This is a genomic window from Streptomyces sp. A 4/2 (genome assembly GCF_940670765.1).
In the GTDB taxonomy this organism is placed as follows: domain Bacteria; phylum Actinomycetota; class Actinomycetes; order Streptomycetales; family Streptomycetaceae; genus Streptomyces.
Window position 1 is genome coordinate 1 of record NZ_CALNVW010000046.1, and the last position, 24,975, is coordinate 24,975.

Annotated in this window: 22 protein-coding genes; 13 read left to right on the plus strand and 9 right to left on the minus strand. The window is 71.3% G+C overall.

Translation table 11 applies throughout. The annotated features are described in order from the left end of the window. Positions 1-859: 859 nt before the first annotated feature. The 9 genes from NBY69_RS30480 to NBY69_RS30520 form a co-directional block, all read right to left on the minus strand. Entirely contained in the window at positions 860-1,633 is a 774-nt protein-coding gene (locus NBY69_RS30480) for a VWA domain-containing protein (RefSeq protein ID WP_250305123.1), read from the minus strand. Positions 1,634-1,795: 162 nt separating this feature from the next. Beyond that, the gene (locus NBY69_RS30485) at positions 1,796-4,003 is read right to left on the minus strand and encodes a hypothetical protein (protein ID WP_250305124.1); all 2,208 of its coding nucleotides are present in this window, start codon (positions 4,001-4,003) and stop codon (positions 1,796-1,798) included. A 62-nt stretch (positions 4,004-4,065) separates the two neighbouring features. Further along, on the minus strand, positions 4,066-4,572 hold the full coding sequence (locus NBY69_RS30490; protein ID WP_250305125.1) for a hypothetical protein: 507 nt from the start codon (positions 4,570-4,572) through the stop codon (positions 4,066-4,068). Next, entirely contained in the window at positions 4,572-5,129 is a 558-nt protein-coding gene (locus NBY69_RS30495; RefSeq protein ID WP_250305126.1) for a hypothetical protein, read from the minus strand. The genes NBY69_RS30490 and NBY69_RS30495 overlap by 1 nt, the downstream gene beginning before the upstream one ends. Then, positions 5,126-5,320, minus strand: coding sequence for a hypothetical protein (locus tag NBY69_RS30500; RefSeq protein ID WP_250305127.1), 195 nt, complete (start codon positions 5,318-5,320; stop codon positions 5,126-5,128). Before NBY69_RS30500 ends, NBY69_RS30495 begins: the two co-directional genes overlap by 4 nt. 77 nt (positions 5,321-5,397) lie before the next feature. After that, complete coding sequence (locus NBY69_RS30505; protein WP_250305128.1) at positions 5,398-6,843, minus strand: hypothetical protein; 1,446 nt, start codon at positions 6,841-6,843, stop codon at positions 5,398-5,400. Then, a complete protein-coding gene (locus NBY69_RS30510) occupies positions 6,840-7,205 on the minus strand; it encodes a hypothetical protein (RefSeq protein ID WP_250305129.1) in 366 nt (121 codons plus the stop codon). Before NBY69_RS30510 ends, NBY69_RS30505 begins: the two co-directional genes overlap by 4 nt. Positions 7,206-7,308: 103 nt before the next feature. Then, complete coding sequence (locus NBY69_RS30515; protein WP_250305130.1) at positions 7,309-7,968, minus strand: WhiB family transcriptional regulator; 660 nt, start codon at positions 7,966-7,968, stop codon at positions 7,309-7,311. A gap of 158 nt (positions 7,969-8,126) precedes the next feature. Continuing rightward, on the minus strand, positions 8,127-8,414 hold the full coding sequence (locus NBY69_RS30520) for a hypothetical protein (protein ID WP_250305131.1): 288 nt from the start codon (positions 8,412-8,414) through the stop codon (positions 8,127-8,129). A 164-nt stretch (positions 8,415-8,578) separates the two neighbouring features. Here NBY69_RS30520 and NBY69_RS30525 point away from each other — a divergent pair, with 164 nt between their 5' ends. The 13 genes from NBY69_RS30525 (at position 8,579) to NBY69_RS30590 (ending at position 24,952) form a co-directional block, all read left to right on the plus strand. Then, positions 8,579-9,307: a GntR family transcriptional regulator gene (locus NBY69_RS30525; RefSeq protein ID WP_250305132.1), complete on the plus strand. Its 729-nt coding sequence runs from the start codon at positions 8,579-8,581 to the stop codon at positions 9,305-9,307. Positions 9,308-10,403: 1,096 nt separating this feature from the next. Further along, a complete protein-coding gene (locus NBY69_RS30530) occupies positions 10,404-12,221 on the plus strand; it encodes a hypothetical protein (protein WP_250305133.1) in 1,818 nt (605 codons plus the stop codon). A 1,165-nt stretch (positions 12,222-13,386) separates the two neighbouring features. Beyond that, a complete protein-coding gene (locus NBY69_RS30535) occupies positions 13,387-14,319 on the plus strand; it encodes a hypothetical protein (RefSeq protein ID WP_250305134.1) in 933 nt (310 codons plus the stop codon). Positions 14,320-14,426: 107 nt separating this feature from the next. Further along, positions 14,427-14,708, plus strand: coding sequence for a hypothetical protein (locus NBY69_RS30540; RefSeq protein ID WP_051709007.1), 282 nt, complete (start codon positions 14,427-14,429; stop codon positions 14,706-14,708). Continuing rightward, positions 14,705-15,829 carry a conjugal transfer protein gene (locus NBY69_RS30545; protein WP_250305135.1) on the plus strand — a complete coding sequence of 375 codons (1,125 nt, stop codon included), beginning with the start codon at positions 14,705-14,707 and terminating at the stop codon, positions 15,827-15,829. The genes NBY69_RS30540 and NBY69_RS30545 overlap by 4 nt, the downstream gene beginning before the upstream one ends. Before the next feature lie 24 nt (positions 15,830-15,853). Continuing rightward, positions 15,854-16,189: a hypothetical protein gene (locus NBY69_RS30550; RefSeq protein ID WP_250305136.1), complete on the plus strand. Its 336-nt coding sequence runs from the start codon at positions 15,854-15,856 to the stop codon at positions 16,187-16,189. Continuing rightward, positions 16,186-16,764: a conjugal transfer protein gene (locus tag NBY69_RS30555; protein WP_250305346.1), complete on the plus strand. Its 579-nt coding sequence runs from the start codon at positions 16,186-16,188 to the stop codon at positions 16,762-16,764. The genes NBY69_RS30550 and NBY69_RS30555 overlap by 4 nt, the downstream gene beginning before the upstream one ends. A gap of 25 nt (positions 16,765-16,789) precedes the next feature. Continuing rightward, on the plus strand, positions 16,790-17,083 hold the full coding sequence (locus NBY69_RS30560; protein WP_250305137.1) for a hypothetical protein: 294 nt from the start codon (positions 16,790-16,792) through the stop codon (positions 17,081-17,083). An 87-nt stretch (positions 17,084-17,170) separates the two neighbouring features. Further along, entirely contained in the window at positions 17,171-19,774 is a 2,604-nt protein-coding gene (locus NBY69_RS30565; RefSeq protein WP_250305138.1) for an ATP-binding protein, read from the plus strand. Next, the gene (locus NBY69_RS30570) at positions 19,771-22,356 is read left to right on the plus strand and encodes a hypothetical protein (RefSeq protein WP_284349730.1); all 2,586 of its coding nucleotides are present in this window, start codon (positions 19,771-19,773) and stop codon (positions 22,354-22,356) included. The genes NBY69_RS30565 and NBY69_RS30570 overlap by 4 nt, the downstream gene beginning before the upstream one ends. Positions 22,357-22,454: 98 nt before the next feature. Beyond that, on the plus strand, positions 22,455-23,135 hold the full coding sequence (locus NBY69_RS30575) for a hypothetical protein (protein ID WP_250305139.1): 681 nt from the start codon (positions 22,455-22,457) through the stop codon (positions 23,133-23,135). A gap of 13 nt (positions 23,136-23,148) precedes the next feature. Beyond that, entirely contained in the window at positions 23,149-24,222 is a 1,074-nt protein-coding gene (locus NBY69_RS37440) for a bifunctional lytic transglycosylase/C40 family peptidase (protein ID WP_284349733.1), read from the plus strand. 211 nt (positions 24,223-24,433) lie between these two features. After that, the gene (locus NBY69_RS30590) at positions 24,434-24,952 is read left to right on the plus strand and encodes a hypothetical protein (RefSeq protein ID WP_250305140.1); all 519 of its coding nucleotides are present in this window, start codon (positions 24,434-24,436) and stop codon (positions 24,950-24,952) included. Positions 24,953-24,975: the final 23 nt, after the last annotated feature.

Here is a 24,975-nt window from a genome sequence, read left to right on the forward strand (position 1 = left end):
ACCCCCTGTCTCGCCGCGCGCCGGCTCTGCCTGCTCTCTCCCGCTCCAGCTGATGTTTCTTCGCACGTCCATCCAGCTCCGCCATAGGCCCGTAGGGAAGTAGTCGGCGTGCCGCGGTCCCCTTGTCCGTGCCTGTGACCTGCCTGTTTGGCTTCAAGCGACTCGAATGGAAGGGGACTCCAAACGGGACCCGAAACGGAACCTCAAAGAGGACTCCAAACGGGACTCCAAAGGGAACCCCAAACGGAACCACTCTGTTCGCTCCCGGCCGGCGTGGTCCCGAGCCCTCCGCTTGGGGGGAGATATCTCCCCCCAAGCGGAGGAGCGGCCATGAGTCCTGCCGCCGGCCACAGGGAGGAGATATCACTCCCCCGCCCTCGGCGCTTCCTTCCTGCTCCGCGCAGCGGGGAGAGATCACTCCCCATCGCGGACGCATGCTGGGTGCCCGCCCGGTCGCCGGGGGTGGGGAGAGATCTCCTCCCCGATCGGACGCTCAGGGTGGAGGGGAGAGATCTCCCCGGACGCGCGGTCCACGGGCCGGTTCTGTTGCTTCCACGGCCACTTCCTGTCGCAGCTGTCCAAGGCGTCTTCGCAGGTGGCGGATGGACCTGTATTCGTCTGCTGCTCGTCCGTCGAGGCACGACACGCTCAGGAGGGCGAACAGCAGACAGTCTTCGGACAAGCAGTGCGCGGCCATGGGCCAGGCTCTCCCTGGCTGTAGCTGACCGGCGGGCGCTGGTAGCCCTGGCTCGGGTGGCCAGCCGTCCCGTGGGCCGGCCAGTACGGGCAGATGCCGATGCGGCGGTGCCCCAGGTCGAGACCTGGGGCACCGCCGCATCGGCATCGCAAGGGGCAGGGGTCAGCGGAGAATGCCCTGCTCTCGAGCTGCCTTGATCCACTTCGGGAACTCGCCCATCAGCTGGGAGTAGAGGTAGCTGTCCGTCAGGGCGCTGGGGTTGTCTCCGGCGGCGAAGAATCCCGCGTTGTCGACGATTCGGGCCGCGGGGACCGGCATGTCGTCCAGGCTCCGGAGGTAGGTGAACGGGTCGTTGCCGAAGCCGATGAACTGCCAGAAGATGGGGAGCTTCGCCGCCTCCTTGAGCAGCTTGGTGGTGGCGGGCTTGTCTTCCGGGGCTCCGTCGGTCTGAAAGATGACGAAGGCCGGAGCAGTGGTCTTGCTCTGCTGGTAGTGCTCGATGACCGCTTCCATCCCGCTCGCGTAGTAGGTGCGGCCCATGTGGCCGAGGCCGTTGTGGATCGCGTCGACGCGGCCCTGGTAGTTGTCCAGGGAGAGGTCGGTGGTCTTCTCGCTGCGGTGCAGCAGGCCGCGGTGGACCTTGTGGGTGTGTACTCCGGTGGAGAAGAACGTGAGGGGCACGATGCCGTCGTCGTCGAAGTGGGCGGCCAGGCCGAGCGCCTGCTCGGACAGGCGCTGGACGCTGCCGTCGTTGTAGAACTCGCGCATGGAGCCGGAGCGGTCCAGGACGAGGTAGACGGCGGCTCGTAGGCCCAGGAGGTCGGTCTTCCTGAGAGTGGCCTCGGCCGACTTGTAGGTGTCGATCAGGCCGGGTGCGGTGCCGGTGATCTTCTCCAGGCTGATGGCGGAGGTCTTGGTCAGGCTGGGGATGGACATGGTGCTCCTTGTACGTGCCGAAGACCCGCTTCTGCGGGTTCGGGCAATAGAGGTGTGCTGGTGGGGGTCGGTGTGACGCCGTTGATGAGCGGTGCCCGGCGTCCCAGCGTTGCCCGCAGGGCAAACATAACCTTAACTCACAGACTTAAGCAACTCGTGTTGTCACTCCAGGGACTCACGCAGGTCGGCAAGGCGGTAGCCCGTCGGCTTGCCCGCCAGATCGGTGAGGCGGCGCGAGGTGAGCGTGAGGCCTGAGGTGCGCAACGCTCGCGCGAGGGCCTTGCCGGCTTCGCGGAGCCGGGTGCTCTCCTCGCGGTCGTCCCAGCGTTCCCATCCCTCGGGGTCGGCCTGTCGCAGGTGGTCGAGGATCTGGGCCACGGTGAGGTGGGGCGGGTTGCCGTGCTCGGCGAAGGCGCCCAGCAGGTGTCGCGCGATCGCGGGCTGCGCCACTGCAGGGGCGCCAGTCGCCCCGGCGAGTCGGAGAAGCTCCCCCCAGGTGGGCGGTTCACTGAGTCGGTCGTCGGCGACGCCGGTGACGAAGTCCGGCAGTGGGGCGCCCAGAGCGGCGGCGAGGCTGGTCTCGTCGATCTCGACGAGACCAGCCTCAGCCCGTTCAGCTGCGCGGCGCTTCGCTTCGTCGAGGGTAATGTGGTGGATCTTGTGGATCATGGGGTCGTCCGGCATTCCGGGCGCGCCTTCAATGTAGACCTGTGCGCACTGCCGCAGGTCGTCGCCGGACTTGCCGTTGAGGCGGTGCGGAAGCCAGCCTTCGTCCATCATGCCGCCGCCGAGGGCGGCCTTGACGTCCACATCTCGGCACGGGCCGAGGATCTTCAGGGCCGGCTGCTGGGCCAGGTTGGAGCCGAGGAAGGCTGTGGTGGCGCCCTGCGCGGCGAAGACGACCCAGACCCCCTCCTTGCGGCCGATAAGCAGGAGGGATGCGACAAGCATCTTGGAAAGGTCGGTCAGCTTGGGGAATTCGTCGATGAATACAAGGACTGCTGGATGTTCAGGGGACGGTTGCCAGGCGTCACCCATACCGAGGCCGCGGCGGATGCGGGCGCGGCCGGCGGCCAGGCAGTGCAGCCACAGCAGCGTGCGCTCGATGGTCGCGGGGTCGAGGCTGGTGAGCCGGATCGCGTCTTCGTACGGACCGGGTCCGTCGCCGCTGGGGTCGAGGAAGAACGTGACCGCGTCGCGGCATGCCGTGGCGACGTCGACGAGCGCGCGCAGCAGGGTGGACTTGCCGCCGCCGGATCGGGCGATGACCTCGCCCATGAGGCCGGCCAGGGGGAAGGCGAGGGGCCGGCCGTTGGCGGAGCCGCCGTAGACGGAGGAGTCGGTGATGCTGATCGACTTCGGCGCGAGGTAGGGCGCAGGTGGTAGATCGGCGAACATGTCGCCTTGGCGTAGCAGGAGGGTCGCGCAGGCCGTGCGGTTCTTCAGCGGCTGGACGATGACGTCGCCCTTGCCGAGGTCGAAGAGCGTCTCGAGGTCGGGGGCCTTGTCGATGATCGCGGCAGGGGTGCCTTTGGAGACACGGACGGTGGACTGCCAGCCCCAGGGCTGCTGCTTGACGTCGGTGATCTCGGCGACGGGGATGTTCTCGGCTCGCAGGGCGCGCAGGATGCACTCTGCTGCTTCATCTGTGGTGGTCGCTCGGGCGATGGGGTACGGGGTGGTGTCGAGCTGGGTTGCGCCGGCTACGCCGGGGGCTGGCTCGGGCACGGGGAATCCGAGGCGGGGCGGCGGGGGGTTCAGCATGGTGGGCCGACGCCCTTGGATCCAGGCGGCTGCCCCTGCCAGCAGGACGGCGGGGGCGCCGGTGTAGGCGGCGGGGGCGGGGTTCTGTGTGGCGAGCGCGACGGAGATGGCGACCAGCACGGTGGTGCCCAGGCGCCGGTTGCGGGCCCGGGAGGTGCGGGTGGCGGCGAGGTCGGCGCCGCTGGGCGGGCGGGGGGTGAACGTTTCACCGCGGACGGCGTTCGCCTCGCGGGAGTAGAGGGCGCGCTGGCGGTGTGCCTGATGGTCGCTGGAGTTCTTCCAGTGCTTGAGCTGGGTGTTGATCTCCCGCAGGTCGGCGGTGCGGCGGTCCTTCCACTGGGTGTGCTGGTGGTTGAGGTGGAAGGCGGTCAGGTACTCCGGGGAGAGGTCCTGGGCGTTCCACCAGCGGCTCAGCTGCCGCGCGGTGTGGCGGGTCCCGGTGGCGAGGACGGAGCGCTCCCGGATGGCGATCTTGTGTACGTACGCGGTGAGGGCGGCGCCTCGGGCGGGCCGGTCCGGTAGCGGCGGCTCGTTGGGATCGTCGCGGGGGCCGGAGTCGACGGCTTCCTTGTCGGACTCGTCGAAGGATGCGGGGGAGGCGGACATGCTGCTGCTCCTGGCGGTGCCGCGGTTGCCGGCCGGGCTGGCGGCGGCAACCGCGGCGTGGATCAGTTGAAGGCGCCGGTGATCTGGATGCCGATGCCGTTGACGAGGGGGACGAGGGTGGCGGCGGCCAGGCCCGCGCCACCTGCGGACAGTCCGAGTCCGCTGCCGGAGGCGGCGCCGAGCCCGAAGTCGAGGGAGACGGACTTGGTGATCGACTTCCAGGCGGTGGCGAGGCCCACGCAGAGCAGCACCAGCACCATGGCGCCGGACGGGGTGATCACTCCGGGGTGGGCACCGCCGTGGATTGCGGGGGTGGCCGATCCGGTCGCGCCGGACAGAACCTTGTCGCCGCCCATGTTCATGATGTGGGCGACGAAGCCGAAGAGGTACCCGAGCGCTCCCCCGGTGCACAGGACGGACAGCATGCCGAGTGCTTGGCCGAGGAGGAAGGGGATCAAGGCCTTCCAGCTGCGCAGGTCGTGGCGGAAGAAGCGCACCCCGCGCCAGACGAGGAAGGAGAGGGCCACGGTGAGGCCGCCGATCGTGACGTACGTGGCGGTGGTGAACATCAGGAGGCTCCGGTCAGGGCGGTGACGATCAGGAGGAAGGTGGGTCCGTAGAGCACGGCGGCGGAGACGTTCAGGGTGAACAGCCATCGGGTGATCGCGCCGGGGTAGCGCAGCCGCCATGAGCCCGTGATCAGGGCGGCCATGAACGCCATGCCGACGGGTGCGGCCGTGCCGGCGTCGTGGGCCAGGGTGTAGAGGGCGGGCTGGATCAGCGCCCCTGCGGCCACTGCGCTCAGGCGGGCCTTGTCCGCGACGATCCAGGAAAAGTCGAACGTCCGGTCCCGGCCGGCGGTCGGGGCCTGCGTCTCGGCGTAGTAGTAGTGGTGGTGATGGACCTCCGCCCCGGGGGCGACGGCTGGGGATTCTCCTTCTCCCTCGGCGGCGGTGTGGTGGTTCCGCCGAGTCGGGGTGAGGGTGTCCGTCTCCCCCAGGGCGGCCTTCACGTAGGCCCGGGCCCTGAGCTCGTCTCCGCCGATCGCGGCGGAGTCGGCTCCGAGCTGGCTCCGGGGTGCGGCGGCGGGTTCTGCTCGGCGGCGCCCGGTCGAGATCATCTTCATCGGCGGGCCTCGCGGTCCTCGGCGGCGCGGCTGGTCAGAGGCGGGACGAGCGTGAGGTGCGGGCGTCCGACGTGTCGCGGGCGCGCGGGGACACGCGGGGAGAGCGCGGGCCGCCGGTCGGCGACAAGAGCGAGCACGTCCGCGACGTGGTCGTCGAAGGACTGGTCCGGCGTGTTGGCGTGGCTGGGCATGGCTGGGTCCTCACGAGAATTCGAGAGCTCGCGGGCGGCCGGGGCCGGCGTCCGCAGAGCGAGGCAGGTGGGGCGGGTCAGCGTCGGCCGGCGCCCGCAGGGACGAGGAGCTTCGAGCCGGGAAGCACCTGGTAGCCGTCGGCCAGGCCGGCGAGCAGGAGCTCGTCGTCGAAGGTCTGGGCTGTCGGCCGGCCCTCGGTGTCGGGTGCTTCGGGAGCCGCGTTGGCCAGAGCCAGGGCCTGGTCGACGTGCCGTTCCAGCGGGGCTGCCGTGCTGGCGCCATACCGGGTCACCGCGGCCGGAAGCCAGGTGTCCTGGGACTTGTGGAACTTGCGGGCGCGGGGTGTGCCGATGCCGACGGCGCTGGCGCACTTGTTGATGCCCCACGCGAGCTTGCCGTCGCTGCGTAGGGGCACGAGGCGGACGAACCGCTCCTCCACCTCCGCGTCCGTCAGGACGTCGGTCATACTGTCGGCGGCCCCCATACCGCTCCCCACCTGCGGTTCTTCTGGGGAGGCCGGGTCGTCCGGGGTGCCGGTATGGGTGGTGCCGGTATGAGGTGGAACGGCTCCAACAGCTCCGATCAGCGTGCTGCGCATGGCTTCGAAGGCCGCTGCGGAGCGTAGGTTCATACCGGCCCATTCCGCTTGCCGGACGCGAAGCTGCAGTCGGCCGACGACCTGTTCCAGCACGGCCGGGTCGGCGCACCGGGCGCGCTCGCTGGCGGTCTGTGCGCGGCTGTCGGCCCGTGCCTCCAGGAGCCGGTATGCCCAGCGGGTCGGTCGGCCGGCTTTGCGGACCGCTTCTTGGGCGCGACGCAGCCGGTACCAGCGGAAGGCCGCCCGGGAGACGCGGACCTCGGCGGTGGCCTCTTCCTGGGCCAGGTCCTGGCGGGCGGCCAGGAGCAGGGCGACGCGGACGGCCTCGACGGGGTGGAAGAGGCGGACCAGCGCCAGACGGCGGTCCGGGCGGGCGCGGCTGCTGCGGGCGGCGCGGCGCTCCTCCAGGGAACCGAGTTCCCACAGGACCGCGGCCAGGATCGGCCACACGGCGCGGACGACCGCGCCGAGCAGCGAGGCGGCTTCGGCCGCGGAGAACAGGGAGCTGGTGCCGGCCAGTACCCAGAAGAGGACACCGGACAGCCCTGGTCCTTCGCCCGCTCGGGCGCGGCGGCGCGCGCGCCTGCCGCAGACCATCGCGGCGACGTCGAGGGCGACGAAGGGCAAAAGGTCGAACGGGTCGCTCAGGCCCATCTGGTGACGGCCCACACGGCGGAGCCCGGTCGCCGACAGGGCCGCTGCCGCAGCGGCGATGACCATGGTCAGGCGGTCTTCGAGACGGCGTCCGTTCAGGTCGGCGGCAGCGGAGCGCTGCTTGTCGTCGAGGGCGGCGTGGACGGCCCTGCGTCGGCGCAGGGCGAGCGCCGGGCCGAGGGTGAGAACGACCGCGCCGGCGACGAACTGCCAGGAGGTGAGCAGCTCAGTGATGGGGAGCGTCGTTCCCGGGAGCTGGTCGAAGGTCACGGGCTGTCCCTCCGGGCGGCCTCGCTGGCGGCCTCGGCGGCGCGTGCCTGCAGCTCTGCGGTAGTGACGAGGGCGGGCTCCTCGGTGACCCAGGTGCGAAACGCCTCGCGCTCGAGGGCGGCCTGGTGCCACAGCGCGAGCAGCAGGAGTGTCAGCGGGCCGATCTGGTCGGTGCCGGCCGTGGCGGGGACCGGCACGACCAGGATCTGGGCGGGTTCGCGCCGGGCGAGGTGGCTGATCAGGCGGCGGTGGCGGCTGCGCAGTTCGGTCAGCTCGCGGCGGGCGGTTCGGGCCTCGTGGCGCGCGGTCGCCGCCGTCCGGAGCAGGCCGGCGAGGGTGCTCGCGCGGATGAAGCGGATCATCGGTCACCTCCGCGGCACGGCCGGCCGGTCGGCTGCTGGGTGGTCACGCCGGCGCGGTAGGGGGTCGAGGACGTCACGGCAGTGCGGGGGTCCAGGTGGTGGATCACGCCGCCTCCGTCCAGCCGGCCGCGACCCGGTGGGTGCGGCGGAGGTTGTCGCGGTGCTGGACCGCAGCGAGGATCGCGGCCGTGTTCTCGGCTCGTCTGGTGGCCGGGACGGAGGTGCCGGTGTACTGCTGGGCGATGCGCTGGACATCGGCGCCGGCCTGGATCCGGTCGGTCTGGGCGAGGGCGGATCGTGTGTCCTCGGCGCGGGCGCTCGCCAGTCGCGCTTGCTCGGTCTTGAGGCGGACGGCGAGCTTCTGCTGGGACAGGCCGCCGCGGACGCCGTGCGGGTCGTCGTCCCGGAGGGCGAGCTCGGCGCATACGGCGCGGACGGGGCAGACCGAGCAGTGGTCGCGGATGGTGGCGGCCCTGCGGCGGCGCCAGGTGGCGTCGGGCTCTTCGTCGCCCTGGTAGAAGTGGTCGGGATCGGGAGCCACCGTGTGGCAGACGGAGTGTTCCAGGGCCTTGCGCAGCTGCGGCCGGCGCAGCTCTCGGGCGATGAGGTTGCCGTCGCGGCCGGTGAGGTATCCGTCGGCGGCGAGGACGTCGATCGGGTCCGCCTGGGCGAGGTAGAGGGCGATGTCCGCCTCGTCGGTGCCGTTGGCGGTCGATCGCGTCTCGGCAGGGGCCGGCTGGCCTGCCATCATGATGCTGTTCATGGATTGTCGTCTCCTGTGAAGCGGGGGGCGGCGCGCTCCGCACGGCCTCCGGGGGTCCAGCCCCGGAGGCCGCTTGCGTGGAGCGCGCGGGTCGGTCGGGTCGGTCGGCGGTGTCGGTGGCCGCCCCGGCCCGCGCCGTGCTTGGGCACGGCCTGAGGTCAGCGCGTGGTGCAGCGCGGGTCGTTCGGGGCGACGGCGACGGAGCCGTACTTGTCGTTGCCGTGGAAGATCACGTACACGCGGTTCGGCCCGTCGCACTTCGCGCCGACGTTGGAGAAGCCGTCGCTCATCACGACGATGTCCATCGGCTGCTTGTTGATCGCGCCCTTCGGTGCGTCCATGAAGGGCTGGTCGGCCTTGCTTCCGTTCAGGGCGCAGCCGGTGGCGCCGAGGGCCAGCACTGCGGTGAGGGCGGCGGCAACGGCGGTTCGGATTCGGGCGTTCATGGCGGGCTCCATCACTCATAGGCACATCTGGCTCATCTGGCTCGTTCCAGTTGAGCCAGATGTGTGATAATGGTGCACCTGAAGATCGACCACGTCAAGGGGGATGCCCGATGAAGCGGACCAGGGCCCGGGGCCGCCCGCGCCGGTACGGCAAGATGTGCCTCATGTCGCAGCCGAGCCAGCAGGACAAGGTCACTGCCGAACTGCGCCGCGCAATCGCGGCCGGCGAGTTCGCCCCAGGCAGCTTCCTGCCGTCCAGCCGCGTGCTCGCCCCACGGTTCGGCGTGGTCCGGAACACGCTCATGGCCGGCATCGCGACGCTGGTCGAGGACGGGCTGGTGGAGTCACTCCCCAAGCGCGGCTACCGGGTGGTCGGCACCCCTTCGGCGTTCGAGGTCGTCTGGACGCAGGGCGGGCAGCTTCTGCCCGCCGGCGAGGAACAGCTCGGCCACGGCGAGGAGCTGCGCGCGGAAGTTCGCCAAGCACCGGGCGCGGTCGCCCACCTCCTCCAGGGCCCGGACGGGATGACGGTGACGGTGCGCAGCACCGTGCACCGCCACGGGGGGGCGCCCTGGGCGCTTCGGGAGTTCTTCACCCCGCGGTCGGTGGCCGACGTGGCCCGCCGGCTCCTGGAACCGGAGGCCATCGACGAGGAGCGCCTGCTCGCGGAGCACGGGATGGGGCAGGACGGCGTCCGCAGTTGCTGGTCGACCAGGGGCGCAACTGCCGACGAGGCTCGCGTTCTGAAGTCCGGCCCCGCTCCCGTGCACTTCATCCAGCGGACCGGCTTCCACGAGGGCGAACCTGTCTTCTGCGAGCTGACGGTGGTTCGCGCCGATCGCGTGCATCTGTCGCGATCAGTCGGGACTCCGCCTGAAATGCCCGAACCATGACAGGTTTTTGGTGTGTGCGCGCCATGTGCGGCGACCATCAATCGGCTGTCCACATACGACAGGTATGGGGATAAGGTGACATCCAGTCGATCTAGCATCGGCCCCGAAAATGCACGATGCCCCCGCGACCTTGAGCAAGTCGCGGGGGCTTATCGAACCGAGAACCGATAAGGCGGTGTCTCGTGGTGAAGCGTACCCGCACCCACGCGCAAGCACTCAGTCAGCCTGCTGATCGAGCGGCGTCTTCGACGTCGCCACGGCGGGCTGTTCTGCTGTGCGGCTCGCGCGATGGGCGCACCGCCCCGGTTGAGGGGGGCGGGATGTCGTAGTTCGCCGGGCGGGCGCCTTTTGCCAGGCCGCTCCTCGCCCTTCTCCGCCGGTCCCGGAGTTTGCCGCTCCTCGACCCGGCCTTCACCGCTCAGCAGGAGTTTGCCGCTCCCCTGAGCGAGGTTCAGACCTCGCGGTCTGATGATCACTGCCTCACCAGCAGCCGCCCCAAGCGGGGCTTTGTCGTACCCCGGGCCAGGCCCGGAGAGGACGGAGTACATCTTGCAGTACCGTCATGCCCTTTGTCAGCTCAGGCCCCGCCAGCGGGGTCTGATCCCGGCCACTGTCCCGGCCCGCGTGACTCGATCCGCGCGCTGCGGCTCCCCGCGCATGCCCGTCACCGGGACGCACATGCCCGCCCTGGTACGGCTTCTCGCCTCAGCCGGCACCCCTTGTCCGGCTGCCGGCGGCCTCCCACGACGCCGTCTCCGGCACACGGTTCGTCCCGCTCTCGGCTGACTCGCCGGCTCGTACGGCGGACAAGGGGAGACCGGCCCTGCCGCACCCCCTTGTCCTGCAGGTCAGCCCCTGGTTCCGGCCAGGTCCGAGAGGCGCCGAGGAGGCGGTGGGGTCCGCTGTGGACAAGGGGTGCCGAATTCTTCTGCCTTCCCCGTCACACCGAACCGGGCCCGCACACCTCTATGGCCGACACCCACCTCTGACAGGCCGAGGACCACGCCCACATCGACAACACAACAGCCCCCTCTGCGACCGGCGGGGGCTGCGAAACCCAGCGCAGCGAGCCGTGTGCCGCTGCGCCAGGAGAAGTGTGCCCACCACCGCTCTTTGCTCTGATTCACCGCTCGCCTCGGGCGAGCACCCCGCTCCGGCGGCGGCAGCGGGACCCGCCGCGGCGCACTGTGGCGCGCCCGTCCGGCGGCAGCGGGTGAAGGTGCCGATGCGGCTGGTCACCTCGCCCTTTTACGCGGACATCGCGCTGGCGGTGTACGTGAAGGTGAAGGCGCTCGGCATGCGCGAGGAGGGCTGCCAGGCGAGGTCGTCGACGATCGCCGCGTACCTGCACCTCTCGAAGGCCTCCGTGGAGAGAGGACTCGCGCAGTTGTCGCGGCCCGCTCCGGACCAGGTTGTGGAGCTGCTCTCCCAGCGGCGCACGCTGCGCGGCGGGCAAGGGACCTCGGCGCTCCGCCGGACCAGGCCCGTGTCGCGGACGGAGACCTTCGTGTGGGTGCCGGTGGCGGCCGCGGAGGACCTCACGCCCCGCCAGCTGCGTGCGTACGCGATCATCGCGTACGCGCAGGCGGTGGGGATCCCGCTGACCGAGGGGGAGCTCGCCGGCTCCCTGTTCCACCACTCCGGCAAGAAGGCCGGCCAGCAGCTGACCGTGACGGCGGCCGGCCAGGTGGTCGACGAGCTCGAGGCGGCACGGTGGCTGACGGTTCGGCGCCGCGCCGGAGCCCGCGGACGCCACCTGTTCTCCGCTCACGACATCGCTCCTACCGCTGCTCCGCGGGAAGAAGAGGTCTCCAGCCCGGCCGATCCGGCCTCCGGCGGCGACGCGGAACAGGCCCGGCAGGGGCGCACGGGCGTCCTTCCCGCTGAGGCGGACAGTCCTCCGGTTGGTGAGGGTTCGGGTCCGCTGGCTGATGAGGGATCCCTCGCGAATGAGGAAACACTTAGGACTGACCGACCGGAGGACGCGGGTGCGCTTGACTCATCCGCCGTAGGCGAGATTGAGGTAGTAGAGGGCGCAGCGCCTGTGGAAAACCCGCCGATCCCCAAGCCACGTGGCAGGACTTCGGCGGTTCTCGCGCTGCGCGCGGATGCACACAATCAGCCCGTCATCCCCAAGCCGAGGACTAGCCGATCGACGGAGGACCAGCGGACGTACAGCGGCCCCCAGCTGACGCTGAGCCCGGCGATCTACGCGGTGCTGGAGCCGGTCCACTGGCTGCTGGAGCGGGTCGACAGCGCGTTCGTCGCACGGAAGATCGCCCGGGAGGTCGGCCGACAGCTGCGCGAGGGGATGGCCGCAGAGCGGATCAGCCACCGCCTCACCATCCGCGCGGCCCGGACGATGGCCTCGGAGATCCGCGATCCGGGCCGCTGGCTGCTCGGCGTGGCTCTTCCGCGTTGGGGCTGCGGACACCAGGACTGCGAGAGCGGCGTCATGTGGTCGAACGGGCAGCGCTGCGATGTGTGTGCGGAAGTCGTCGCCGACCGGGCCGCGGCGCGTCAACGCGATCAGCGCCTGGCGGAGGGCTTGTGTCCTGAGCACGGCACCCGGCCTGGGCCTGCCGGAGCCTGCACGGACTGCGTCCTGGACCACGCCATCCGCCACCCTGTCCCGGCCCCTCGGCCTGAGCCCGTCGGACCGCCGCGCGGAGCGTGCACCGGGTGCGGTGCCCGGATCTTCCTGATCGGTCAGGCCATGGTCGACAGCTCCTGCCAGCTCTGCCGCTGCGAGGTGTCCGGGCTGCCGCCGGTCGCGGCGCGCTCCTCCCGTCCGGCCGTCGAACCCGCGACGTGCGTCGGCGGTACGGACGGTTCGGCGTGCGACCGCCCCGCGCTCCCGGCCCGCAACGTCTGTGTCCGCCACCGGATCGTGGAGATCGCCACCGCGGTCTGACGCGCACACCCGGACCTGATCCGGACCAGCCACCCCCGGACCGGGACGGCCCGGCTGGGGGCGGTGCGGCCGGTGGTGCGGGTGGTGCGGGTGCTCCGCACCACCCGCGGCCGTCGCAGGACCGCCGATCGGCCGAAGGCCGCACCACCGCACCACGGGGCCCGAGGCACGGACCGATGGTGCGGTGCGCCGGCCGGTCGGGTGCCTGCGGCTCGACCGCACCGCACCTCCGCACCAGGGGATGCGGTGCGGTGGTGCGGTGCGGTGCGGTCGAGGCCGGTTCGGACGGTGCGGTGCCCCCCAGCGGGCCGACCGCACCGCGTGTGGTGCGGTGCGGTGGTGCGGTGGTGCGGCGGGCAACCGGGCCCGTCGACAGCCCCGTGCGCGGGAGCGAACCTCCCTCCCTGCTCGGTATCGGTGACTGCGGAACGTAGTCGCCAGCCCCCTTGTCCGAGAGCGGTGCTCACTAGTCACCCCCTTGTCCAGCTCCAGGCAGCACCCCTTGTCCAGCTTGACCGCCGTCGGCCGCACCCCCTTGTCCGGGTCCCGGCAGGTGCCCGGACCCCCTTGTCCAGCGTCTGACCGCCCCCCTTGTCCTGGTCAGCCCCAGCCACGTTTCTCCTGGACAGGGTCAGCTCCCGCCCGTCCGGACGTCCGCCCGGCCCGCCCGGCGCCCGCAGCCGCGAAGGCGCCGGCCCGGGCCGGAAGCTCCTCGCCCGGGGAGAGATCTCTCCCTCCGGTCACCCTCCGCGTCCACCACGGCTCCTCCAGCCCGGGCCGTCTTGTGCCGGACCCGGTGCGGTACAGCGTCCGCACCGCACAACCGCACCACCGCACCACCGCACCGCACCCAGGACGACGCCCTGGATCGCGGTGGTGCGGAACGGCGACCGCACCTCCCGCACCACCACCACCGCACCGCACCCATCAGCGGACCGCACCCCGGTGGTGCGGTGCGGTCGGGGCCGGCGGTGCGGTGCGGACCCCTTGTCCGCGCACCGCACCGCACCGCACCCCCTTGTCCGCGCACCCCCTTGTCCAGCCGGACCGCGCCTGCGATTCCCCTGGACCGCACCGGCCGCGGAAGGCGATCAGGCCGCGGACAAGGGGGGTGCGAAGAGCGTGAGCGACATCAGCCAGATGACGCGAAAGGACGGGCACGGACGTGGCCACCAAGAACCGCACCGCCTCTGCCACTGCTCTCCCCGGGTCCGGGTACGGCGCCCTGCAGCGCATGAACCGCGACTGGGAGGTCCTCAGCCGCGACCCCCGCGCTGCCGACCGGATCGCTTGCTGGGCGGAGGAGGACGACCAGTTCGCCGGCGTCCGTACCCCCCAGGACGTCGTCGAGCGCCTGGTCCAGCTCTTCCGCCGCGGTGACTGGGCCGGACACGACCAGGCCCTGGCCGCGCTGCTGCGGCGGGCGACCACCGACGACTTCGACGGGCAGGTGGCCTGGCGGGTCGCCGTCCGCATCCTCCTGCCCAAGGCGATCTTGATGGCCAAGACCCAGCTGCGGCCCGGGGTCGACTGGGAGGTCATCTTCAGCACGGTCCTGAGCGCGCTGTTCGAGGTGGTGCGCACCTACCCGCTGGCCCGCCGTCCCCGGGCGATCTTCGCGAACCTGTCGATGGACACGCTGATGCTGGCCCAGAGCACGCTGGCCGACGACTTCGACGACCGCCGCGAGCTCCGCAAGATCACCCGGTCGCTGGCGCCGCTGGCCGGTGACCCGCAGGTGCCGCTGATCGGCACCGAGGCGCCGGACCCCCTCCTTCAGTTCGAGCTCGCCGACCTCCTGGCGCACGCCGCCGAGCTTGAGCTCGTCAGCCAGGACGAGCCGGAGCTGACCGACGGCGACGCCCGTACCGAGCTCCTGGCCTTGGTCATGTGGGCGGTCGACATCCAGGCGCTGAAGGTCTCCGACGCCCAGCGGATCACGGAGTACTACCTCAGCACCTCGCTCGACCCCGACCAGGCGTTCCGCACCACCCGCGCCATGGGGACCGAGGGCGCCAGGCTCCGCCAGCGCGCCAGCCGAGCGGTCCGCCCGCTGCGCGACGCCGATCTGAAGAACGGCTACCTCGCCACCGTCTGAAGTTCCCGGCCGCCAACCGTCACACCGCGGCCCCGATCGGCACCTCTAGTGGCGATCCGCATCCACGACCTCTTTCCGCCCCCTCCACCGAGACCGGGAGTACCACTGTGTCCACTTCCCTCGCCGGCCCGCACGGACCCTCCGACTCTCTCCTCGACGAGGACGAGACCCGCGTCGCCCGAGCCCGTCGCCAGCTGACCGAGCTGGGCACCGCGCTCGTCCTTGCCCCACTCGACCGCGGGGTGCACCAGGCCCTGCGCCGCTTCATGGAGCGCGACTCCGAGCCCGCCCTGCAGTCCTGGGAGTCGATGCTCCAGCGCACCCCCGATGAGCTGCGCGAGCGGATCCGTGCCGTCATCACGGCCCAGGCCGAGCGGAGGGCGTCGTGAAGCTCCGCCGCCGTCGGCCGGCGGCCGAGGACGAGACGTGGGACGACGTCCCTGCAGCGCAGCCGGAGCCGGACCTCGTCGACAGCGAGGACGAGACCGGCTGGCAGACCAGCACCGTCAGCCTGTCCGGCGCCGCACGGCTCGCCCGCATCGGGGCCTGGGTCCTGATCGCCTCCGGCCCGCTGCTGGGGGTCGCATCACTGCTCGGCACCTCCGCTCCGGCCCAGAGCGCGCCCGCCGCGGCACCGGCCGCGCAGTCGGTCGCCGACACCGGGCCCAGCGGATTCGCGCAGCTGTACGTGGCGGCCTACATCGAGGCCGGGCAGGGCACCGAGAACTCGCTCAGCCCCTACTTCGCCGGGTCGATCACGCTGACCAGCCAGCCGGGGACCCGCAGCACCACACGCACCGTGGCGGTGGCCAGCCGTGAGGTGCAGCCGGGGTACTGGACGGTGACCGTCGCGGCCCGGGTGGCGCAGAAGGACTCCAAGGGCGCCTGGACCGACTCCGGCCTGCAGTACTTCCAGGTCCCCGTCCAGGTGCTGGGTCCCCTGTCCGCGGGCGGGAGCAAGAAGTCCGAGGACGGGGCGGCGGGCTACGCGGCGACGGCCCTGCCGGCACAGGTCGCCGCACCGGGCGCGCTGAAGCCCAGCGGGCTCGGCTACGGAACCGACCGCGGCAGCAACCCGGCCGACCCCGCGACGCAGACGATCGCCGGGTTCCTCAGCGCGTACCTCGCCGGCAAGGGCGAGCTCGACCGGTACACCTCTCCCGGTGTCACCCTGCGGGCCATCGCCCCGGCGCCGTACGCCGGCGTCGAGATCACCGATGTCGCCGACGACTCGGGTAACGCCAGCAACACGACGGTCCCCACCGACGGCGCCGTCCGCCAGGCCCTGGCCACGGTCACCGCCAAGGACGCCTCCGGCGCGACGTACCCGCTGACCTACGCGCTGACGCTGCGCTCGCGCGGCGGCCGCTGGGAGGTCGCCTCCCTCGGGTCCGCCCCGGTGCTCCAGCGCGGAGGCGCACCAGAGCTGGCCTCCCCCTCCCCCAACTCCGGCGGCACGGACGACACGGGGGCCAGCTCCTCCCCGTCGCCGTCGCCGTCGAGCTCCTAACCCTGTGATCCAGAGAGAAGAACGATGCACACCACCACCGACCCGAACACCGTCCTGCTGGCCGGCGACATCCTCACCTGGGCCACGACCAAGACCAACCAGATAGGCACCCTGGTCAAGCTGGTCGCCGGCGTCCTGGTCGTCGTCGCCATCATCGGCGCCTACTGGCGCACTAAGAGCTGGGTCGCCACTGCCGTCGCGTTTCTGCTCGGCGCCCTTGTCCTGTGGGGCATCGCCAACATGCCCAGCCTCCAGGGCAAGGTCGGCTCCGAGATCAACGACACCGGCACCAAGGCCATCCACCTCGTGGTCCCGCCGGTGACCAAGCCGGCCGCCGTCGGCGACGGGCCCGTGCTGTGAGCGCCGACGAGGAGCAGCTGATCGGGCACTCCTACACCCGGGCGCGCAAGCATCCGTTGGTGATCGGGAAGCTCCCGGGCGCCGGTCGGCTCCCCGGCGGCCCGTACACGATCACGCAGATCGTGACGATGGTCGCCACCTTCCTGCTCCTGATCATCACCCGGCAGCTGTGGGCCCACTTCGGCGTCATGAACGTCCTGGCGATGGTCATCCTGCCCTGGGGCATGGCCTGGGTCCTGCGATACGCCCGCCTGGACGGACGCGATCCCGCCCGGGCGCTGCGCAGCCTCCTGGTCTACGCGTCGACCCCGGCCGACGGCCGGCTGGCGGGCTCGCCCCAGCACCGGAGCCGGCCGCGGCTGGCTGGCGTCACCTGCACCGTCCACGTGCGCACTCCCCCTCGGTCCGCTCAGGCCAAGCCAGTCCCGGCGGCCGTCCCCCCGGCCCGGAAGCCGGCACCCCGGCCGGCACCCGCCGCACAGCCCGCTCCGGTCGCAGCCTCGCCGGCGCCCCGGACCCGCCCGCCGGCCAGGTCCGGCCTGCAGGCACTGCTCGCCTCGCTCGACGAGCGATGACCCCTACTTCCGAAGGACTACCCGTATGAACACCATCTCCCCGGCCTCCCTCGTCCCGGCCGCCTCCTGCGAGCACGTGCGCAGGGTCGCCCTCATCGAGACGCCGTTGATCACTGATCTGGTCGCCGCGATGGCGCACCTCGAAGCGGCCGCCGCGCGGGCCGGCAGCCCTGCGGAGGAGGCCCGAGCCTGCCGCGGCCAGGTGAGCGAGGAGGTCTTCGCCTCCTGGATCACGGGCAACGCCGCGCGCGTCCGCGCCGCCCTGAACCGGATCACCGCTCCCTACGAGGCCCCGGCCGGCACCGTCCCGGCTCCCTGACCTCTTCACCACTCGCCGCGCCGGCCCGGCCTCCGGAGCCGACCGGCGCGGCACCCCCTCGTACTTCGCACCGAAAGCAGGAATCTCATGCGCCTCCCCGTCCGGCACATCAGCGGCCACCTCCTCTGGACCAAGAACGCCGCCGTGTGGGGCGTGTGGAAGGTGGACTCCGAGAACTACACCCACGCCTCGCGGGCCACGAAGAGGGAGCGGCTGGACGCCCTCGAAGCGCTCTTCAAGTCGCTGCGCGGCGAGGTCCTGCTGCTGTCGCTGTGCCCGCAGGTGGACGCGGCGTCGGTGGTCACGCGCATGACCTCCGGGGTGGACCTCGACAAGTCGCCCGAGTACATCGACCTGTCGCTGAAGGTCCTCGACCAGCTGGAGGACTGGGAGCTGACGGGCCGGGTGGACTTCATCGCGGTTCCGCTGCCGGCCGCCGACTTCAAGGAGTCGGCGAAGGCCGTGTTCGCCTCCGCCCAGGGGGAGCTGCTCTCCACGCTCGGCATGCCGGTGCCGCCGGTGAGCGTCACCGAGGAGGAGAAACGATTCGCCGATGCCCGGCGGATGGCCGCCTCCTGGCCGACCGGGATCAAGATGAGGCCGGCCACCGAGGCCGAGATCCTCTGGATATACGGACACAGCGCCCGTCGCGGCGTCAGCGAGCCGCTCCTGCCCGAAGAGGGCGCCGCCCGCTCCCTGCGCGGCCGCGGCCACACGGTCACCGCCCACACCCAGGTGATCCTGGACGAGGGGGCCCGCAGCGACAACGGGTCCAAGGCGCCGGTCAACCCGTTCCGCCGCCGCTACCTGAAGTCGTCGACCGAGCACGGCGACTCGTACCAGGCTTTCTGCGTCCTGTCCGAGATGCCGGAGAGCTTCGTCTTCCCGGGCTCCGAATACCTCAGCGCGCTCGACGACTTCGGATTTCCGGTCGACTGGGCGGTCCGCCTGCACATCGAGGCCGGCTCCAAGGCCGAGCCGCGCTCGCGCCGGCAGCAGCGCGAGCTCGCCCACCAGCGAGGCGAGTACGAGGGCGAGACGGCGGGCGTGCCGGCCTCCCTGGACAAGGCCTCGTTCCAGCTGGACGAGTACCGCGACCGCCTGACCTCCTCCTCGACCGAGGTCGAGATCCGGGCAACCGTCATGACGTGCGTGTGGGGCGCCGACGCGGACGAGGCCAACGAGAAGGCGAGCAGCCTGGCGGCCCACTTCGGCGGCAACGACTACACGCTGGTGCGGCCGGTCGGCGACCAGGCCGCGCTCTTCCACGCGATGCTCCCCGGCGTCCCTACGCCCAAGCCCGTCATGGACTACACCCAGTACCTCCTCGCCAGGGACTTCGCGATGGCGCTCCCGTTCTGCGGTGCGGCACTCGGCGACGACACCGGCAGCCTGTACGGCCTGCAGCTCAACGGCGGCGGCGTGCGGCCGGTCTTGGTCGACTTCAGCCACGGCCCCCGGGTCAACGCGAGCGCCTCCGCGGCGTTCGTCGGCGAACTCGGCTCCGGCAAGAGCGTGGCCATGAAGTCCGCCATGCACTCGATCCTGGCCACCGGCCATCGTGAGGGGACCGCGGGGAGCCGGGGCCGGGCGCTGGTGATCGACCGGACCCCACAGCAGGAATGGAGCCGGTTCGCCGCCGCGTGCCCGGGCACCACTCAGATCATCCGGGTCGACGAGACGGCCGGCATATCCCTCGACCCCCTGCGGGTCTTCCGCGGACCGCGGGCAGCGCGGTACTGCGAGTCCTTCCTGACCCCGCTGCTGGGCATCGGCTCCATGAGCGTCGAAGGCGTCACCTTGGCCGAGGCCATCGAGGCGACCCGCCTCGCCCCGAACCCGAGCATGAACGCCCTGGTCGAGACGCTGGCCCGGCGCGCCAAGACCCCCGACCCGGACGAGCCCAATGACGCCGCGGTGCGCGCCTCCGCCTCGGAGCTGGTGCGCACCCTGCGCGCGCTGGCCAAGAAGGACCTGGGCAAGGTGATATTCGACCCGACGCTGCCGGTCGTCCAGATCACCAACGCCGACAGCATCGTGTTCGCGGTCGACCGCATCGGCCTGCCGACGAAGGAGGAGCTCGCCGAGCACCGGCTCGGCAGCCTGGAGATCGAAAAGCTCTTCGGCTGGCGCCTGATGTACCTCATCACCGCGCTCTGCAGGGAGATCGCCTTCTCCAACCCGGCCGAGTTCACGGGTGTCTTCCTGGACGAGTGCTGGTGGCTGACCTCGAGCGCGGAGGGCTCCAACCTCCTCTTGGAAATCATCGCGGACGGCCGCAAACACTTCGCGGGCGTCTTCGCCGGCAGCCACGACCCGTACGACATCGGGCCGCGGAACGAGATCGGCGACAAGATCAGGTCGCTGCTGTCCCACATCTTCGTCTTCCGCCACCGCGGCAAGACCCTGGCGGGCCGCTGCCTCGAGTTCCTGGACCTCGACCCGGCCGACCCGCAGATGCTCAAGGTCATCACGGAGAACCTGAGCCCGATCAACGTCTCCGACACCGAGAGGCTGCTGCGGGCCGGCGAGTGCCTGTACCGCGACCTGCGCAAGCGGATCGGCGGCATGAAGGTCCTGATCCCGGCGGATGAGCGCGCGGCCGACGCGATCCACACCACCCCTGGCGGCAAGGACGCCGACGTCGAAGAGCTGGACGCGGTCCCGGTGCTTGAGAAGAGCTTTGCATGAGCGCCCGCCGCGCAACCGTGCGCCGCCCGCGCCCGCAGACCGGCCGTCGCCGGGTCTGGCTCCTCGCGATTCCGATCGCCGTCTTCCTCGCGCTGTTCGCCGCCCTGGCATGGGCCGACCCGGTCCCGACGCCGTCGCCGGGCCCGGCCCCCTCCGCTCCGGGCTCCACGCCGACGGCCAAGCCGACGCCGACGCCCAGCCCGACGCCGACGAACCCGATCACCGAGCCGCGGCCGGGCCTGACCCCGGCGCCGCCGGACGGCAAGCCCGTCGACGACCTGAGCACGCCACCGGCGGACGGCTCCGACGGCCTCCTTCAGCCCTTCAACGTCAAGGACCAGTACGGCGTCCCGATCTCCGCCTACACCGTCAGCGCGGACACCGGGGGCTGGACCGACATCGACCTGAAGATCTGGAACATCCTGGCGCAGTTGTTCTTCGGCGTCGCGAAGTGGTTCATCGGCTTCGCCTGCTGGTTGATCAAGTGGGCGTTGGATTTCGGCCTGGCCAAGATCCTCGTCGGCCCGGTCGACCACATCGCCACGACGATCCGCGACCAGGTGATCAACAGGTTGGGCCTGCCGGGGCTGTTCCTGACGTTCGCGGGCGTCTACGCGGGCTGGCACATCATGTTCAAGCAGAAGTCGCGAGGCTTCGCCGAGGCAGGGATGTCCCTGGTCGTGGCCGCGATCGCCACCACGGTGCTGCTCTCGCCGGCCCAGGTGCTGCTCGGGACCCAGGACCAGCCCAGCCCCGGCGGGTCGACGATGCTGCTGTCCCAGGAAGGCCTGCTGGGCAAGGCGAAGGACCTGTCCCTGCAGATCTCCAGCCTGGTGCTGTCCGAGGACCCCAGCCGTACTCAGGCCCAGACCGCCACCGTCAGCAAGCCGATCACCGACGCCCTCGTCGATGCCTTCATCGTCAAGCCGACCCAGCTGATGCTCTACGGGCAGGTCTTCGACGGGAAGTGCGCCGAGGCGTTCGCCAAGGCCAAGCTCGTTGAGTACAACTGGCAGCAGAAGGGCCTCAACTTCTGGGAGGCCACCCGGGCGAACCCCGGCGGCGCGTCCTACAGCGACCAGCTCCTCAACGCCGGCGACCAGTTCACCAAGGCGTGCCAGGGCCAGAACACGAAGATCCAGGCGAAGAAGGCGTCCGCCGACCTCACCTTCAGCGCCGCGTTCGTCGCCCTGGCCGCGATCATCGTCTCGGTCCTGGTGGTCCTGGTCACCGGCGGCTTCCTGACCGCGCAGGGCTGGATCGCCTTCGAAGGCATCCGCGGCCACTGGGCGCTGTGCGCCGGCATCCTGCCCGGCGGCGGGCGCGCCGTCCTGTGGCGCTGGGTGTCGGCGATCACCAAGGCCGTACTGGCCGTGGTCCTGTCGATCCTCTTCTTGGCGATCTTCATCCTGATCATCATCGCGCTCGTCCGCGCCGACACCGGCAGCGTCCTGGCGGTCAAGTTCATCGCCATCGACATCACCGCGATCGCCGGGCTGGCCGGGCACAAGAAGATCAAGGAGACCGCCCGGCAGATCAGCGTCAACCTCAACCGGCGCCTGGCCAACGCGCGCGTCGGCGGCTCGCGCCAGAGCGTCTTCAACACCCCTGGCCGGTACGCCGAGACCGCCCCCGGCCTGAAGCAGGTCTGGGGTGAGGCCCGCGGTGAAGCGCGGAAGGTCACCCAGCCGCTCAGCAAGGTCGGCCGCACCGCCAAGCAGCTGTGGACCGGGCCGCCGCAGGCCGGGAAGAAGGGCGGGCGGGTACGCGCGGCCGCGAGGCTGGCCACCAACGTCGCGACCGCGGTCGGCACCGGCGGCACCGCGACGGCGGCGAAGATCGCCGCACAGAACGTGGCGAAGCAGACCTTGAAGAAGCGCCTGGCCACGACCGCCGCGAACAAGATGTCCCAGACCAGGGGCGGCCGGGCCACCATGGCCACCGGCAAGGTGGCGGCCGCGGCCGGCAAGTACGGGTGGAAGGCCACCAAGTTCACCGCCCTGGCCACCGTCGGCGCACCGGTCGGGATTCCGCGGGGAGTTGCCGCGGCCAAGCGGGGAACGGCGGCCGCGAATGCCCGCAAGGACCAGGTCAAGGGCCAGCTCACCGCAGCCATGAACCGCACGTCCACCCGGGTGGACAAGAAGTTCGGCGAGGCCAAGGCGTTCAAGGACGAGTACGTGCGAAACGTCGCGACGGCCAGCCGGTTCGTGGGACGCCACGGCGCGAACATCCAACTCGGGATGGCGCAGCCCACGGCACCGCCCAAGCCGTCCACGCCGATGGGGACGAGGGTCGCGGCCACCGCTCCCCGCGTTCCCGGAACGGCCCCGCGCCCGGGCTCATCCGCGCCGAAGGCCGCGCCCAAGGCTGCTTCGAAGAGCACGCCGGCGGCGCCGCCGAAGGGCCAGCCCGCAGGCGGCCCGGCTTCGGTTCCGGCCCTGCCCAACCCGCCGAAGGCGGCGGCGCCCAAGGCGTCCGACCCGGGCACCGGCAGCACGCGGGCCGCTTCGAGCTCCAGCTCAGGACCACCGCGCCGCATGCGCCGCGCCACCCGGCCTGCCGGACCGCCGAACTCCTGATCCCGCTGGTGGGGCCCGCCCCGCGGGCCCCACCAGCCCCGCTCCCTTCTCGCGCCGTCGTCGCGCGACCACTTCGAACCACCAGACGGGGTACCCCCATGCCGCACACCGATCGCCAGCGACGCCCCCGCACCGCGGGCACTGTGGCCCTGCTCGCGGCGTCAGCCCTTCTCGCCTGCGTCGGCATCGCGCTGCTGACCCACGGACCGTCGTCCGCTCCGAGGTCGGCCTCGGCACCGACGGCGGCCGGGACCCGGGCGGAGAGCAGCACCGAGCCTTCGGGCAGCGCCCCAAGCCGCCCGGCGGCGACGCCTTCCTCCAGCGCCAGCCCCTCCCCGTCGCCGGCCGGCGACGATGCCCCGAGCGTCGCTCCGGTCCCGGAAGACGTCGCCACCGCCTCCCGCCGGTTCGTCCTCGCCTGGACCGGGCACGACGCCCGGTCGGGGAAGGACCGCTCCTACGACGACGCCGCCCGCCGCGCCGGCGCCTACGTCAGCAAGGACTTGGCCGAGCAGCTGACCACCACCTCCGCCGGCAGCGCACGCCAGTGGCAGCAGTGGACCCAGGCCCAGTCGCTCGTCGCAGCGGAGATCTCCCGCGTCGCCGTTCCCGACGGAGCCCCCGCTCCGACGGCCGACACGGCCTGGGTGCGGGTGTGGTACCGGCTGACCATCACCCCTGCGGCCGGCAAGCCGACCGGCACGGACGAACAGGTCGCCCTCAAGCTCCAGCGCAACCAGGCCGGCACCTGGCTGGTCACCGCGCTGCCCGACGCGTGAGCAGGCGGCGCAGATGAAGAAGGTCATGTTCGCCCTGACCAGCCTGGGCGCCCTCCTGATCACCATCGTCATCGCCGCGGTCGTCGCGGTCGCGATGGCCATGGGAAGCGACAACACCAGCGGCGGGATGGAGAACGCCGGCTTCGGAGGCGGCATCGCGGACAACGCACCCGTGCCCGCCGAGTACAGGGCGCTCATCCTCAACAACATCGGGAAGTACGGGTGCGCCGAGGTGACCGCGTCCTTGATCGCCGCGCAGATCTACAGCGAGAGCAGCTTCGACCCGACCGCCCAGTCCTTCGAATGGGTGGAGGACCCCAAGACGGGCGAGAAGGTCAAGAAGCCGATCGCCGACGGCATCGCGCAGTTCATCCCCACCACCTGGGCCGAGCACGGCGTCGACGGCAACGGCGACGGCGTCAAGGACGTCTGGAACCCCCAGGACGCCATCCCTGCGGCGATCGCCTACGACTGCTACCTCGCCGACCAGGTGAAGGACGTCGCCGGTGACAAGACCGACAACATGCTCGCCGCCTACAACGCCGGCGCCTACGCCGTGCAGAAGGCCGGCGGCATCCCGCCGATCACCGAGACCCGCAACTACGTCAAGGCGATCCGGGACCTGGCCGGGAAGTGGGCCGCCCTCGACAGCGGCGGGAACGTTCCCTTGCCCCAGGGATCGGGCGGCGCCGCGCAGGCGATCGCCACCGCCAAGACCGCGCTCGACACGATGTACCAGTGGGGCGGGAACTGTAAGCCGCCCTTCGACCACGGCCGTAGCAACGGCTGTGACTGCTCCTCTCTTATGCAGTTCGCCTGGGGCAGCGCGGGCGTGAACCTTCCCCGAGTCACCTACGACCAGGTTCGTCAGGGGTCGCCCGTCGCGAGCGTCAGCCAGCTCCGGCCCGGCGATCTTCTGTTCAGCCGGCCCGGCCCCTCGGGTCCCGAGCACGTCGGCATGTACATAGGGCTCAACGCGAAGGGGGAGCCGGAGGTGATTGAGGCTCCGAAGACCGGGTTGCCGGTTCGGATCAAGCCGCTCAGCGACTGGACCCCGCAGATCATCGCGATGCGGCACATCGGCTGAGTCCTCCGCTGGAGCCGGGGTCCGCACAGGCGGACCCCGGCTCCTCTGCTGTCCCACCGCGCAGCGCAGAACTTCTTTCCGCGGGCTGTCACACCCCGGGGCTCTTCAACACCTCTATGTGCATCCGCCGAACTCCGACCGATGCCACGTGGAGCCGTCCCATGCCCGAGTACCCGAACACCGCCCCGCCGAGCAGCCAAGCCGAGCGCCGATGACGACCAACGACGTGATCGACGAGCTCATCTCCGGCGTCGGTGACCTCCCCGAACTCGCCCAGCAGGCCCAGGACTGGGCCATGAACAACCTGTGGTGGGTCGCCATCTGCGCCCTCGTCATAGCCGTCGCCATCAGCTCGGTGCAGCGGCTGATGAGCCGCTCCACCCTGGGCAACCGCACCGCGTTCGAGGTGCTCCCCACCAACGGCTTCGACCCGGCGCTCGAGGACGTCCTGCGCTTCGCGAAGCAGATCGCGCAGGCCCAGCGCAGCACCTCCCGCTGGGCATTGCCGGCCCGCGGCACCGCGATGCGGGTGCGGCTGATGTCCGTCGGCGGCCCGCTGACCCTGCGCGTCGAGGGGCCCGCCCGCGCCACGACCGTGCTGCGCCACCAGGGCTACGCCCAGTGCGAGCTGCGCGCCGTCACCGGCCAGGAGAGCAAGCCCGAGCGCCCGAAGATCCAGCTCGGCGTCCACAACGACAGCACCGGCACCTCGACCGTCGCCGCCGCCTGACCGCCCGTACGAAGGAAAACGAT